We start from the raw sequence: 14,686 nt of genomic DNA on the forward strand, positions 1-14,686 counted from the left end.
TGCTGTGTACTATATCCGAGTGCCCGCAAGGGTGCCGGTTGGGCCTATAGCTCAGTAGGTTAGAGCGCAGTCCTGATAAGACTGAGGTCGGTGGTTCGAGCCCACCTAGGCCCACCATCCGCGGGCGAGTTTGAGCGGAGGATCGTCATGAAGAAACTGGTCGCTTGCTGTGTGGCTGTCGGATCCGTCGTAGCCGTCGGCATCGTCGTTCGACAAGTTCTTCTTGATCTCTCTGACAACGCAGACCTGTGGATGTCCGTGACGGACACAGTGGAAGGCTGAAAGTCCTCCGATCGGGGCTATGGCGCAATTGGTAGCGCACCTGCTTTGCAAGCAGGGGGTTACGGGTTCGAGTCCCGTTAGCTCCACAGTTTAAGATCGCTAGTAAACCTGCCTCAGTCACCTGGGGCAGGTTTTCGTATCAGGGACCGCCTGCGCTCATCGGGGTTATAAGACAGGAGGGTTATAGGACACTACGTGTTGCTGGAGGGGCGACTTTTCGGCTTGTTAGTGCGGGAAAGTCGGTGTTTTAGTTGGTTGGGACCAACTATGAGGATGGGCAAAACGTGTTGGTTGAGTGGTGACTTGTCGGCTTTGTTGCGCGGGAAAGTCACTTTTTTAGTTGGTCGCGATGCCTCGTTCCTGTGTTTGCCGCATCGCGGGCCCGTGTGTGGCTGCCCAATGATCGGGTTATAGGACACTACGTGTTGCTGGAGGGGTGACCTTTCGGCGTGTTGGTGTGGGAAAGTTGGTGTTGGAGGTGGTTGTTTCAGTGCGAGCCTGTGCGTGGTCCCTTGATCTGTCGTGGTGGGGCTTGAGCAGGTCGTTTGCGGCGACGGTATTCACTGCGCCAGGCCGCTGGCACGTCGCTGGCTGCGCTACCGGCGGAGCTTTGGGTGGCAGCGCATGACTCCCGCCCGGCGAGCTTTCCACGAATGTCGCATGCAATTCCCCCGACACCGTGTCTCACCGCGCAACCGTATCGTTGGAATTACAACGTTTACGGACACTGTTGAAAGTTCACCCAATTGAGTTGCATGCGAAACTGCTCCGAGCGCGCGAGCTGCCTGCGTTCCTCGCCGCGCGCGTGGGCCCGCTCATTCGCACGTGGGTCCGACACCTCGCATGTGGGTCCGATGGCATGCGCGTGGGCGGCGCCCTGGCGCATATCTTGGGGTTGAGGTGCGTGTCGCGGGGTTAACGCGCATGTTCAGTGGTTCATGTGTGAGCGATACGCCAGGTTAGGCGCCGTTGTGCTCACAACGCAGGCGATCTCGCCCACGACACCCCGTTGTCGGCGTTTGTGACCGAGGTGGTTTGCACTGTGGGCGCCACATACCCGCGAACTGCGGCCTCACCACCCCGAACCGCGGCCTCACCGCCAGTAAACGGGGGGAATTGCACCATTAGAGGCGCGACACGCCGGCGACACGCCGACAGAACCCTCCTAATGCTGCAAAACCCCCCCATCCACCCCTGGGTGCGGAGGGGTCGCAGAGGTGAACTGCGTCCCGGAGTCGCCCGCATCACAGAACATCTGGGCCATCACGCCCATGCCAGCCATTGTTCGTCGAGGTGGTCTGCACTGTGGGCGCCACATACCCGCGAACCGCGGCCTCACCACCCCGAACCGCGGCCTCACCGCCACCAAGCGGGTGGAGTTGCGCTTCACGGGGACCCGTGCGTGACTTGCCTGCCGGTGGCATCGCCATCAAATGGGGGGAATTGCACCATTAGAGGCGCGACACGCCGGCGACACGCCGACGGGAGGCTTCTAATGCTGCAAAACCCCCACCATTACCCTTGGTGTCATGCTCCCTCACTGGTGCAGGACTGCCCGGCGGGGCGCCTCAACCGCGAAATCCGCCGACGCACGGACTCCGTGGGGATCTTCCCCAACCGCCAGGCCATCATCCGCCTGGTCGGAGCCGTCCTCGCCGAACAAAACGACGAATGGGCCGAAGGCCGACGCTACCTCAGCCTCGACATCCTCACCAAATCACGACTCACACCCCAACCCACCCAACAGGAGGAACCCCCACTCCAACTCAGCGCATAACCCACCCCGAAGGACACAAAACGATTACACCACTCCACAGGACTTGACCGTGATCATGTGCGGCAACTGTCGATTGGGTCTCTTCCTACCTGGCGGTCATGACTGTGGAAAACGGTCACATGTGAGGTATCAATCATTTATTTGGCGTCATTTCAGTTCTTTCGGTGGATTGTATCCACAAGTTTGTGCACAGTTGTGGATTCTCGGTTGTTGATAGGAGGTGGAGAATCTTCCATGATGCGCGAAAACTGACCGTAAATCGAGTTTGGCCAGGTCAAGTCGGGTTGAGAGGTGTCTGCCGGCGATTTCAAACGCCGGAGACGTCGGAACCCGCGCCTTGGCACCTGTGGAACATGCTCGCTCGGGTGATGAAAATGGCGCCGCGGTAGCAGCGCTGGCTCAGATGCGTACGGTGACAGCCATTGTCGCGGTCGCGGGTAGGCCGCGGCGAGAGGGAGGCCGTGCAGGCTTGCTGGGCAGGCCACGCCGGAGAGCTCGGGTGGGTTGCTCCGGTATACAAGGTTCGCAGGTGCCGACGCACCGGCACTGCGGAAGAGCGCGGCAGCCTGGCAGTTATGTCGGAGCGTCCAGTCGCCGATGTGTGGAGATGCATAACGGGGGTGAATGTGGGGGTTGCTGGAGAAAGCGTGTTGGTCGCGGCTCGGTCCCGGGCGTCGTCGGGGGAGGTGTCGCCAGGGGAGGCGTCGGTGGCGCTGGCGTGCTCGCGCCGCCGACAGGTGCTGGCTGTGGCGTGCGCTTCGGCCGTCCGTCATGGCGCTGGCGTGCTCGCACCGCCGATGGGGGTTGGCTCTATTCGGAGGGTTCCATCCGATCGGGAAGGTTCCACCCGATCGGTAACAAGCAATGTGGTGGAATCGGTGCCTCTCGCCCGCGTCAGCATGGTCTGTGTGTCGCCTGGCACCTGCCGTCTGGCACGATCGGCGCGAGGTTGAACGCGAAACCGGCGCCTGGCACCAGGCGTGCGGCATCGTGCGACGTGAGGGAGTGTTGTACTGCCGCGCCGGGAGGCTTCAAGCACGGGCGGCTCGCGTGTCCCGCGTCTGATGGCCGGGTGTCCGGGGCACGTCAAGCGCGGGCGGCTCGCGTGCCCTGGGTCTGATGGCTGGCTGCCCGGGACGCTTGTGGGGCGGCGTGGGTGCACGTTAACCGGCTATTTGGGGTGTGGGCGGGGCCGCCTGCGTGCGAGTTAGCGGACTCGCATTCGCTCTGGTAGCCCCTGCTCGGAGCAACTAAGCGCGCACGTCGATCGAGTAAACGCTCAACTGCACCCACAAACACCGCAATACTTAACGATTGGGATTCGCGGGGCACACAAGCCCCGAGACAATCGCCTGCCCAATCAAGAGAGCCCGCCCAACAGGGAGCCTGGCAGCACTGCCAGGAGCGCCGCCGACGTGTCGCAGCCCGGCCCACTGGATGCCGCCAACGATGACGGCGTCCGCCTCGCTGTCCAGCGAACCACCAGACCTCAACAGACGCGATCGCACGCGACGACTCGCGGCGCAATCAATGGCGGGACACACCGACAGGTACCCCGCCGGCAACAGCTTACGTCGCCAACACAACGGCCCACAACGCCCGAACGCGAACCCCCTGGCACAACGGCCTACGGCGGATGCTGCGGCATCAATAGCGAGGCGGACCAACAAGCGTCCAACTGACACAACGGCCCACTACGCCCGAACGCGAACCCCCTGGCACAACGGCCTACGGCGGATGCTGCGGCATCAATAGCGAGGCAGACCAACAAGCGCCTAACTGACACAACGGACCACAGTGCCCAAAGGCGAACCCCCTGGCACATCCGCCCGACGACGACGCCTCACCAGCCACGAACACACCACGCTGCATCGCCGCGGAACTAATGCGGCTGACCTGGCCGATAGCTCACCAGCGAGCGACGCCACCGGGGAGCAGCGCCACCGCCGCGCCCCGGAAGCCGAGTGCCCATACCAAGCCAAGCGTTCACCCGCCCACCGGGCATGCGGGGCATTCACGCCCCCACAATGAAACACCCACCTTCAACACTAACTATCCCGCACCAGCACGCCGAAAAATCACCACAAAACCAACACGTCATATCCTTGAGCCCTGAATATGTCACGCAGAAAGAAGCGCCCGGGGCGGTGGCCCCGGGCGCAGCGTAATGCTTGAATCTATTGAGCCTATCGAACCCAACGCAGTGCGTTTGGTCGCAGCATGAACGGCGCCAGGATCATCGAGGAGCCGAGACCCACGCCAAAACCGCCGATCACGTCCGTCACCCAGTGGACACCCAGGTACAGGCGCGTCACGCAGATGAACGCGATGAAGACGAAGGCCGCGACCCACAGCAGGTAACGGAGACGACGGCCCAGGCGCGTCATCGTCAGCACCAGAACCAGGGAGACGATCAGGGCGGTCACTGCCGTCGCGTGGCCCGACGGGAAGGAATAGCCGTCCTCGGTGATCAGACGGTAGGCCTCTTCCGGGCGTGGACGCGAATCGATGTGCTTAATGATGTAGCCATTGATCCCCGAGAAAGCCACGGACCCCAGGATGTACAGGGCGTGCATGACCTTCTTGACGAACCACCACACGGCGACCGCCACGACGAGGGCCAAGGCGACGGCGCGCTTGGGGTCGAACAGCCAGGACGCACCCGTCATGAACGTGTTCATCGCGGGCGTGCGCGACTCGACGAAGTCGGTCCACACGGTGGTGTCGATCGGCAGTGGATTCGTGATGAAGCCTCCGGCGATAGCAACCACCACGACGAGAAGAGCCCCGACGATGACGGGGGGCGACAGGAGTCGACGAACAAACATATTGAAATCCTACCGTAGTGTCAGTCGTTGGTGCCGTACTCGTACATCCAGCGTCCGGCCCTGCGCGAGAAGCGAGAATGCTCCCGCATCGAGCCGCTCTCGCCCGTCGTCACGTCGCGCCACGAGGCCACGAACGTGACGGTTCCCTCCTCGTCGGAGGGGCCCCCGGCCTCGGCCCCGAGGATACGCAGGCCGACCCACTGCGTCCCCTCCACCCAGTACGGGGGAGCGGGGCGCGTGCGCGGGTGCCATGTGCGGAACAGGTAGTCCTCGTCGCGCAGCGCGAACGCCGTGTAGCGCGAGCGCATGAGCGCCTCGGCAGTCGGAGCCACCTCACCGTCCAGGAAGCGACCGCAGCACTGCGCCAGCAGCGCCCCCGACCCGCACGGGCAAGTACGAGGCCGGGGCACGCTAGCGCCGGACGTGCCGGACATAGCGGGGGAGGGGGTCACGCCTGGTCGCCCAGGGAAGCCAGCCAGCGCTCCGCATCCAGGGCGGCGCGGCAACCGGAACCGGCGGCCGTGATGGCCTGGCGATACGTGTGGTCCACGGCGTCACCGCACGCGAACACGCCCGCCACGGACGTGCGTGTCGACGGCTCCTCCACGCGGATGTAGCCGGCCTCGTCGAGGGCGACCTGGCCGCGCAGGAAGCCCGTGCGAGGCAGGTGACCGATCGCGACGAACACGCCGTCCACGGCGATCTCGCGCTCGGAGCCATCCACCGTGGAGGTCAGGCGCAGGCCGGTCACGGCCTCGTCGCCGAGGACCTCGGAGACGGTCGCATTCCACTCGAAGGTAATCTTCGGGTTATTCAGGGCACGCTCGGCCATGACGCGCGAGGCGCGCAGGGCGTCGCGGCGGTGTACGACGACGACCTCGGACGCGAAGTTCGTGAGGAAGGTTGCCTCCTCCATCGCGGAGTCGCCGCCGCCAATGACGGCGAGGCGACGATCCTTGAAGAAGAAACCATCGCAGGTCGCGCAGTAGGAGACGCCGCGGCCGGAGAACTCCTCCTCGCCGGGCACGTTCATGTGGCGGTACTCCGAGCCGGTGGCCAGGATGACGGCGCGCGCGTAGAAGACCTCGTCCTCGGTCGCCACGGCCTTCACGTCGCCCTCGAGGTTGACGGCGACGACGTCCTCGTAGCGAACGTCCGCGCCGAACTTCTCGGCCTGCTCGCGCATGTTGTCCATGAGCTCGGGGCCCTGAATGCCCTCGGGGAAACCCGGGAAGTTCTCGACCTCGGTCGTGTTCATGAGCGCGCCGCCCGCAGCCAGCTGGCCGGCCAGAACAATGGGGGCAAGGCCCGCACGAGCCGTGTAGACGGCGGCCGTGTAGCCTGCGGGACCCGAGCCGACGATGACGACGTCGTGAACGGTGGCGCCCTCTGGAACCTTGTCCGATGGGATCGGCGCTTCGAAGGTATCGGTGGTGTTCTCGGTGGGTTCGGCCGTCACCAGGCCCGGAACAGTCACGAAAGACATGTACCCTCCTTCAGGGTTACTGAACTGTGAGTTCAGAGATCCACGCCCAGTTGCGCCCGTCCTGGCTCTTGGGCATGGAGCGGAACTGCAGTGCGATCGAGTCGGTTTCGACGGGCTCGGGAAGTTCAATCGTCGTCGTCGGCGACAACGCCGAGGAAGCCAGTTCTGTTCCTTCGCGCGGCTTCGACGGATCAGTGACGTTACGCACGACGATCTCGCCGCCGGAGGTGGACGGGTCCATCTGGAGGGTCACCGAGGAAACGGTGGCCTTCTGCTGTAGCTTCACGACAATTGTTACAGAGGTCTCGTCGCGGAATTGGTTGTTGTCGAACCAGCGTGAACTCCATGAGGTCGACGGGTTTGAGTCGATCATGTTAATTGCGCGGTCCGGGTGGTCACCATCGTCGTTGTTCCACGACAGGACCTGCACCGAGGAAATGACGGGCGTCACGGACGGCGCGGGTGGCGGCGTGGTCGTCAGGTTCGGTGCGGGTTCTTCGGCGGACTGTTGTTGGTTGATGCCAGCGCGCAGAGACTGGCCGAGGTCAAGGTTAGTGACGGGTCGGGTCGCCATCCACGGTCCCCAGAATGCTCCAAAGAGGAACAGCGCCAGGCCGAAGAGAAGCGCGGGTCTCGTCGGATCGATGAGCTTGCCGGTACGCTGTGGGGCTTTCGTCTCCTCCGGCGAGGCCGTGGCCTGGTCCGCGGAAACTGCGGTGACCGGGTCCAGGACCTCGGTGGCATCCTCCGCGGGGACGGTGGGTGACATCGCCTGAACACGCGGGATCTGGTGGGTCGCAGGTGCGTCTGCGAGCGGCGCAGGGTGTGGGAAGTCTGTTTCGTAGTCCTCGCCTTCGCGCTCGTAGCCGCTGGCCGTGGGCGCGGGTGGCGGGGGAGCGACCGGGAACGAGGTTGTGGGCACTTGGGCCGCGTCAACGCTCTCTTCCTCGGTCAGTGGTTCGACGCCGAACTCTGCTAATGCCTCCGGAATCGCTTGAGCCTCCGGGGTTGCCTGAGTTTCCGGGGTTGCCTGAGTTTCCGGGGTTGCCTGAGCCTGGGCCGCATCCGTGGCCTCGGCGACGGCGTGAACCACGGGGGCCGCCACGGCCTCGACAACGCCGGGGTTCGCGGTGGGGGCCCGCGTCGCCGGGTCGAGGACCGGTGCCGCCGCTGCGACGGCAGGCGCGCCGGTGGACGCGGGTGTTGTTGCGATGCTTGCCGCCTCCTCTGGCGCTGCTGCGGGTGCGGGCGCTGCTGCGGGTGCGGGTGCGGGCGCTGCTGCGGGTGCGGGTGCGGGCGCTGCTGCGGGTGCGGGTGCTGCTGCGGGTGCGGGTGGGGCTGCGGGTGCGGGTGGGGCAGGTGGAGCGGGAATCGGCGAGTTGGAGACAACCTCGTCGAACGACGGCAACGCCTTGCCGTCGCCGGTCGTTTCTGGCGTGTCGGCCATCGATTCCTCCGTCTGTTCGTGTGTGTGTGACGCCATTATCGCAGTTGGTTGCGCGGTAGGCGTGGACGACGCTGTCAGGATGTTCACCACAGAGACGGGGACACGTAGGCGCGTCAGGAGGGGACGCATCATGGCAAGGGATTCGCTGGGTGCAATCAAGCGCAGCACCAGGAGATAGACGAGGCCGGTGATGGCCGAGACAACCGAGAGCTTGACGCCCGCGATAGCCATGCGGCCCAGCGAAGACGACACGCTCGTGTGAATACCTATGAGCCACAGGGCAGCGAAGCCGACGATGCCCGATGCAACCGCAGCGCCGAGGTAACAGATGTAGGAGCGCAGCAGGCCTGAACGGTCCACGTAGCGGTTTTCACGCGAGACCCACACGACGGCGATGACACCCTGCGTCAGGCGGCACGCGGTCTCGCCCAGGGCAGCGGCGACCACCCACCAGCGCGCTCCCGTCATGGCGTACAGCGACCAACCGACGATCACCTGGATGATCGTGGGCCCAATGCCCATGAGGAAGACAGGTTTGACGTCCTCGTAGGCGAAGAAGACGCGCTGGCTCATGAGGACCATGCCGGTGGAGGCGACACCCGGCATGAGCGAGGTGAGTACAAGCGCATAAGCGGTGACAGCCTGCGGGTCCCCGCCCTTGGCTGCCATTGCGATCTCCATCATGGGGACAGAACCGGCCATTAGCATCGCGGCGGCGGCGAGGGTTAGTGAGGTTATCGTGCGGACACCCAGGTGGTAGCTGTCGGCGACTGCTTTATCGTCACCGTCGGCGACGGCACCCGCCATGCGCGTAAAGATTGCGGTCGTCAAGGACACGGTGATGAGCGATTGGGGGACCATGAAGATCATGAATGCCGTCGAGTAGGCGAGGATGCCGACGACGCCGCCTTGGGCACCGTTGCGACCGATATAGCCGTCGGCCATGGCGGCCAGGTTATTGGTGGAGAGTACACCGATCTGGGAGACGCCGAGGGTCGCGAACGTCCAGCCGGCGACGCGCGGCATCGACCCGAAGGATGTGCCACGGAAGTGGAAGTCGGGCTTGAAGGAGATGCCCGCACGACGCATCGGCCACAGCAGGCACAGGGCTTGGCAGATGACGCCGAGGGTTGCTGAACCGGCCAGGACCCAGAACTGGGCGCCGGTCACGTCGCCCGCGGGAATGCCGCCGTCGGGGGCGCTGCCCCAGATCGCGAGGAAAAGACCGAGGCCGGCGATGCCTACGACGTTGTTGACGACGGGTGCCCACATGTAGGGCCCGAAGATTTCACGGGCGTTGAGGAGCTCGCCCAGGAGGTTGTACAGGCCGTAGAAGAAGAGCTGCGGCAGGCATAGGAGCGCGAAGAGGATCGCCAGGTGACGGATGTCGTCGGTGTAGCCCGCGGCCGTGATCATGACCAGGAGGGGTGCGAGGATCATCGTCACGAAAGTGACGAGGAACAGGACTGTGCCCGCCAGGGTGAGGAGCCGGTTGACGTAAGTGTCGCCGTCGTTTCGGCGCTTGATAGCGCCGACGATCTGCGGTACCAGGACCGCGTCGAAGATGCCGGAGGCCAGGAGGTTGAACACGGTGTTGGGCAGCGTGTTGGCCGTCTGGAAGGCAGCGCCCACGCCGCCGGCGGTGGCGCCCACTGCGGCGATCAGCATCGCGTTACGCACGAAGCCGAGGATGCGCGACACCATCGTTCCGGACGCCATGAGAGCCGATGCCCTCAGAATCGATCGACGAGACGTGTTCGAACTCATGGGGTCTCCTTCGTCGTGGCTGTCTCTTGGTCAGCGGGGTCGTTTGGTGTGTCCGAGGCCTGGGCGGGACTTTCCGTATCGGTGCGGCTACCAGCTTCGGAGGTAGGTGCGTCCTCGTGGGCGTCCGATGCCTGTGCCTCGCGAGCTGCCCGGCCGCGCAGCGACCGGCTGATGCCGACGACGAAAAGGAGTCCGAAGAGGCAGGCGATGACAGCAGTGATCGCGTCTTCCCAGCCGGCGCGCATGCGAACAGTGACGGTCTGGGAGTCGTCGAGGACGTGACCGTCGGGAGTTGTCACCCTGTAGGTGACCTCGATGTCGCCACTGCCGATCGCGCCGACGGGCACTTCGACGGTTGTCGCTCCGTGTGCGGCCAGCTCCTGGGAAAGCGCCGGGGTGGCGCGCAGGCGCGGGTCGTCTGGGATGAGGGTGACGTCGACGTTGATCGGCCAGTCCAGGTTGTTGCGGATGAGGACCGGGAAGTTCGCTGATTTGTTAATGAGGTTGACGGTCGAGGATGGTTCGACGGATACGGCTGCGAGCATGGCGGTGACCTGGTTTGTCATCGCGGTCGCGTTGTCGAGGTGCTCGGATGGGGTGGACCCGGCGTTGAGTGCGGGCAGGATCGCGGGGGTGACGGAGGCGAAGACGGCATCGGGATCGTGTGTCGCGTTTGCCAGCGGCGCGAGCATGGTCAGAGACGAGGCCATGGTGTCGATCCCGGTTTTCGTTTCGTCGGCAAGGGTGCCGGTGTCGACTGTGTCGCGCTCAATGTCTGTGGGCTCGCTGCTGGCGATGTCCGTGAAGGAGATGGCGGAGACCCATCGGGGGGAGAAGAGTGCGTTCACGCGGCTGGTGAGGCGGTCGTTGATTGCGGTCCCGCGTTGGGCTGCTGCGAACAGGGTGCGTGACGAGGAGGGACGTTCGCGAGCGATGATCGCGGTGATCGCGGTGAGGGCCTGCTCTGCGTCCAGCTCGTCGCTGCCGCTGGCGTTCCACGACAGGAGCGCTGCGATGTCGGCCTGCTGGGCGAGGGCGTGTGCGCCGGCCCCGTTTGTTGAGGTTTGTCCCGTGGTCGGGTTGATGTTGACGCGTGCCAGGGAGGTGAAGGGTACCTCTTCGGCGGGAGCCAGGGACGAGGCTGGGGCGATCGTGATTTGGTCGGCAGCCGCGAAGTTGGACAGGAAAGTTGTGCCGAAGGTCTCATCGGCCGGCCAACCGACGTTACGCAGGATCGTGGGGCCTAAGTCGGGGGAGGCCGACGTGGTTCCGCTTTGTCCGGCAGAGGTGGCCGATGTCGTTGGGGAGGGGGTCGCGGAGGCGGTGGGGGGCGTCGAGTGTGAGGGGACGCTCGCGGCTTGACTGGATGCGGAGGGGCTAGGCGTGGGGTTTGCTGGCGTCGGGGAGGGCGCAACCCAACCGGTTTGCCGCAGGGTCCCCGGGAAGGCGTCAATGGATTCGGAGGCTAAACCCCAGAAACCGGTGTTACCTGACAGGGCGAGGGCACCGAGGTCTGCGTCGCCGTTAGGCAGTGCGATGACCTCGGAGGCGGTCGACATGAAGGCGGAAACGAATGCCTCGGATTGAAGGTCACGGGAACGCTGCGCGGGGTCGGTGGCCGTGGGCGCGGGTGTTGGCACCGCGGAGGTGGACGGGTTCGGTTGGGTTGTGGTTTGGCCGGATTGGCTCGACTGCCCCGATTCTTCCTCGGAATGATCCTGGTCCGCTGGTGTGGAGGGCTTGGGGGCGGTCGTAGGCTGGGGGCCGCGCGGAATCAGGAGGGGATCGACGGCCAGTGTCAGGCCCGATGTCCCCGCCAGGGACAGGAGTGCCGAACGCTCGGCCTGGTTGTTCGCAGCGTTCGTCTTTGTCCAGGGAACCACCGCGGAGACGCGGGAGGCAGCGACCTGCGCGCCTGAGTCCCACACGATGATTGAGCGATCTTTGCCTGAAAAGTCACCGGAAGTCGCGGTGACGGTGGTAACGCGCGGCCCCCACTCGTCGGTGTCGGACAGCGGCAGGTTGGACCTGGGGATGCGAATTTCGAAGGGGGTGGTTGCGCCGCGCACCACGTTGCTGAGCGTGGTGGACGCCGCATGTGTGGCGTCAGGCTCGTCTTCGCTCAGCTGTGTCGTCAGGGCAGAGACAGAGATAGGTGTTTCGTTGGCGACGAAAACCTCGAGGCTCACAGAGGCGAGGGTCGTTGGCGAATCGTTGCGGATCGTGCCTGAAATAACGAGTTCGCTCTCACTCGTCATAATGCGAGGCGTCAGTGCGTTGATCGACACAGACAGGTTGGAATCGGCGGAAACAGCGCCCATGACGGCGGGACGCTCCTGTCCCGTCGCAGACGTCTGCGCGGACACGGGGGCGGCCACGGCCTCGTCAATGACCAGACCGAAGGGAAGGACCAGCGCCGCGCAAAGGGCGAGCGCCCATGACGCGCGCCTACCCACGGCTATCCCGATACAGTAAGTCGAGGGCGATGCGCACGATACGGCGCTCGTTGGGGTAGGCAAGCTGGCGTGACACGTCGCGCAGGGGCACCCACGCGGCGGCCTCGGCCTCATGATCCGGGTCCCCCTCCACGGTGATCGTGCCGGACTCGTAGTCCATCAGGTAGTGGTGGACGACCTTGTGGACACGGCGGTCATTGCCGGAGAACCAGTAGTCGATGGAGGCGAGGTGGCGGATGATGCGCCCATGGATGCCGGTTTCCTCGGCGACCTCGCGCAGCGCAGCCTGCTGCGGGGTTTCGGACCCCTCCAGATGCCCCTTGGGTAGGCACCACTCGACGCGGCCCGCGCGATTGCGCCGAGCAATCAGAGCCGCATAGGGAATTCCGTCACGTACGTCAACGACGATGCCGCCCGCGCTGGTCTCAGCGGAAATAGGCAGGTGGTAGCGGCCCGCGCGCACAGAAGCAGACCGACGCGGGGGTCTGGGAACCCCGGCTCGGCGGTCAACGGAACGTGCAGGCATGACTCCACTTTAGCCGGTGGGCGGCCCCCGGTAGTCGGCCAGGGCGCTTTCCTGGCATGCTTAGGGGTGATGAGTACCCAGTCAGCTTCCCCGATCAACGGCCCCGTGACCGCGCAAAACGCCGGAACGACGGACATTCCTACCCTCATGGCGAACGCCACGAGGACGTTTGCGGCGCTCCCGCCCGCGATTATGGAACTCGGCACGATTTTTGACGAGGCCGGGGAGGAGCTCGCGCTCGTCGGCGGGCCCGTGCGCGACGCCTTCCTGGGTGTCACCCCTCACGACTTTGATATGACGACCTCGGCTCGCCCTGAGCGCACCGAAGAACTCCTCGCCCAGTGGGGTAACGCGACGTGGGACATCGGTAAGGAATTCGGTACGATCGGCGGGCGCCGCGGCGACCTGATCGTCGAAGTGACGACGTATCGCACCGACGAGTACGAGATCGGCTCACGCAAGCCCGAGGTGACCTTCGGTGACACGCTCGAAGGCGACCTGACGCGCCGCGACTTCACGGTCAACGCCATGGCGATGCGCCTGCCGCAGATGGCCCTCGTCGACCCGTGCGGCGGCCTGACGGATCTCGCGGATGGGAACCTGCGCACACCCGTGTCCGCCGAACAGTCCTTCGATGACGATCCGCTGCGCATCATGCGTGCCGCCCGCTTTAGCGCCCAGCTGGGCCTCGACGTGGACCTGGACGTCATGAACGCGATGGAAACCATGGCATCGCGCCTGGGTATCGTCTCCGCCGAGCGCATACGCGCAGAACTTGAGCGCCTCATCATCTCGCCCTTCCCGCGCCGCGGCATCGAACTGATGGTCCACACGGGAGTCGCTGACATCGTCCTACCCGAAGTATCCGCCCTCGTCTCCACCGTCGACGAACATAACCGCCACAAGGACGTCTACGAGCACACCCTCACCGTCGTCGAGCAGGCCATGGACCTGGAAACCGGCCCGGACGGCCCGGTTCCCGCCCCCGATTTCATCCTGCGCTTCGCGGCCCTCATGCACGACGTCGGCAAGCCGGCGACGCGCCGCTTCGAGAAGAACGGCTCTGTGTCCTTCCATCACCACGAGATCGTGGGCGCGAAGATGACGCGCAAGCGCATGAAGGCCCTCCACTTCGACAAGGCCACGATCGAGGCTGTCTCTAACCTGGTCGCCCTGCACCTGCGTTTCCACGGTTACGGCGAGGTCGCCTGGTCCGACTCGGCCGTGCGCCGATACGTGACCGACGCCGGTGACCTCCTCGAACGCCTCCATCGCCTCACGCGCGCAGACTGCACGACCCGCAACCGCCGCAAGGCCGACTACCTGTCCGCAGCGTACGACGACCTGGAGCAGCGGATTGCCGCCCTGCGGCAGCAGGAGGAACTCGACGCGATCCGCCCCGACCTCGACGGCGACCAAATCATGGACATCCTGGGGCTGCGCCCCTCGCGCGCCGTCAAAATCGCCCGCGACTACCTGCTTGAGCTGCGTATGGAACGCGGACCGCTGGGCGAGGAGGCAGCCCGCGAGGCACTCCTGGAGTGGTGGGCCTCGGAGGACGTGCGCGCCCTCGCCGAGGAATACCAGGCGCAGCAGGCCCACTGGGAGGCAAAGGTCGCGCAAAAGAAGGCCCGCAAGGCCGCCGCGAAGGCAGTACGCGAGGCGCAGGGGTAGAGCAGCCACGAAACCTAAGCCCGACGCGACGCAAGCACTGAGCGTAGCGTCGGAAAGCCGCGTCCCAGAGTGGGCGCGACCATCCTCACGCCCGCGCACGGTGCACCCCCACCTATTCCGGACGTACCCTGGTGACAACTGACCCAGACGTTAGGAGAGTCACCGCATGAGCACGTTTACCCCAAAGAAGGCGTCGGCTGACATCGGCGTGTACGGACTGGGTGTGATGGGTGCCAACCTCGCCCGCAACCTGGCTCGCAACGGGTACGCGACTGCCGTCTTCAATCGCACGCCCGCGCGCACCGACAAGCTCATGGCCGAGCACGGCGACGAGGCGACCTTCGTTCCCGCGTCAACTCTTCCGGACTTCGTCGCATCGCTTCGCACTCCGCGCGTCGCCATCATGATGGTCCAGGCCGGCCCCTCGACGGACGCCGTCATGG

Annotated in this window: 9 protein-coding genes, 2 tRNA genes and 1 pseudogene; 6 read left to right on the forward strand and 6 right to left on the reverse strand. The window is 65.0% G+C overall.

The window, feature by feature from the left end; all coding sequences use genetic code 11:
- Window positions 1-40 precede the first annotated feature (40 nt).
- The 4 genes and pseudogenes from RYL44_RS08575 to RYL44_RS08590 all read left to right on the forward strand — a co-directional run.
- A tRNA-Ile gene (locus tag RYL44_RS08575) sits at window positions 41-117 on the forward strand.
- A 30-nt stretch (window positions 118-147) separates the two neighbouring features.
- Window positions 148-282, forward strand: a complete 135-nt coding sequence (locus tag RYL44_RS08580) for a DLW-39 family protein (protein WP_234968796.1) — start codon at window positions 148-150, stop codon at window positions 280-282.
- Between the two features lie 13 nt (window positions 283-295).
- Window positions 296-368, forward strand: a tRNA-Ala gene (locus RYL44_RS08585).
- A gap of 1,469 nt (window positions 369-1,837) precedes the next feature.
- Window positions 1,838-2,059, forward strand: a pseudogene (locus RYL44_RS08590) (transposase); the annotation flags it as partial.
- A gap of 2,186 nt (window positions 2,060-4,245) precedes the next feature.
- On the opposite strand, the gene RYL44_RS08595 reads toward RYL44_RS08590, so the two are convergent.
- The 6 genes from RYL44_RS08595 to RYL44_RS08620 are packed head-to-tail and all read right to left on the reverse strand — an operon-like array spanning window position 4,246 to window position 12,506.
- On the reverse strand, window positions 4,246-4,887 hold the full coding sequence (locus RYL44_RS08595; RefSeq protein WP_314975714.1) for a phosphatase PAP2 family protein: 642 nt from the start codon (window positions 4,885-4,887) through the stop codon (window positions 4,246-4,248).
- A gap of 20 nt (window positions 4,888-4,907) precedes the next feature.
- A complete protein-coding gene (locus RYL44_RS08600; protein WP_390883816.1) occupies window positions 4,908-5,339 on the reverse strand; it encodes a YchJ family protein in 432 nt (143 codons plus the stop codon).
- Window positions 5,336-6,373, reverse strand: coding sequence for a thioredoxin-disulfide reductase (gene trxB, locus RYL44_RS08605; protein ID WP_314975715.1), 1,038 nt, complete (start codon window positions 6,371-6,373; stop codon window positions 5,336-5,338). The genes RYL44_RS08600 and trxB overlap by 4 nt, the downstream gene beginning before the upstream one ends.
- Before the next feature lie 16 nt (window positions 6,374-6,389).
- Window positions 6,390-9,587 carry a lipid II flippase MurJ gene (locus tag RYL44_RS08610; protein ID WP_314975716.1) on the reverse strand — a complete coding sequence of 1,066 codons (3,198 nt, stop codon included), beginning with the start codon at window positions 9,585-9,587 and terminating at the stop codon, window positions 6,390-6,392.
- Window positions 9,584-12,043: a DUF6049 family protein gene (locus tag RYL44_RS08615; RefSeq protein ID WP_314975717.1), complete on the reverse strand. Its 2,460-nt coding sequence runs from the start codon at window positions 12,041-12,043 to the stop codon at window positions 9,584-9,586. Before RYL44_RS08615 ends, RYL44_RS08610 begins: the two co-directional genes overlap by 4 nt.
- Complete coding sequence (locus RYL44_RS08620) at window positions 12,036-12,506, reverse strand: NUDIX hydrolase (protein WP_314975720.1); 471 nt, start codon at window positions 12,504-12,506, stop codon at window positions 12,036-12,038. Before RYL44_RS08620 ends, RYL44_RS08615 begins: the two co-directional genes overlap by 8 nt.
- Before the next feature lie 210 nt (window positions 12,507-12,716).
- Between RYL44_RS08620 and RYL44_RS08625 the strand changes: the two genes are divergently transcribed.
- Window positions 12,717-14,243 (forward strand): CCA tRNA nucleotidyltransferase, encoded by a 1,527-nt coding sequence (locus RYL44_RS08625; RefSeq protein ID WP_314975721.1) that lies wholly within the window; start codon window positions 12,717-12,719, stop codon window positions 14,241-14,243.
- 166 nt (window positions 14,244-14,409) lie between these two features.
- On the forward strand, window positions 14,410-14,686 hold a 277-nt coding region (locus RYL44_RS08630), incomplete at its 3' end, for an NAD(P)-binding domain-containing protein (protein WP_314975718.1).

Source organism: Actinomyces bouchesdurhonensis (assembly GCF_963540955.1).
GTDB classification, from domain to species: Bacteria; Actinomycetota; Actinomycetes; order Actinomycetales; family Actinomycetaceae; genus Pauljensenia; species Pauljensenia bouchesdurhonensis.

Coding starts and splice junctions, on each gene's coding strand:
- RYL44_RS08580 (WP_234968796.1), top strand. CDS start 148: ATGAAGAAACTGGTCGCTTGCTGTGTGGCTGTCGGATCCGTCGTAGCC.
- RYL44_RS08595 (WP_314975714.1), bottom strand. CDS start 4,887: ATGTTTGTTCGTCGACTCCTGTCGCCCCCCGTCATCGTCGGGGCTCTT.
- trxB (WP_314975715.1), bottom strand. CDS start 6,373: ATGTCTTTCGTGACTGTTCCGGGCCTGGTGACGGCCGAACCCACCGAG.
- RYL44_RS08610 (WP_314975716.1), bottom strand. CDS start 9,587: ATGAGTTCGAACACGTCTCGTCGATCGATTCTGAGGGCATCGGCTCTC.
- RYL44_RS08625 (WP_314975721.1), top strand. CDS start 12,717: ATGGCGAACGCCACGAGGACGTTTGCGGCGCTCCCGCCCGCGATTATG.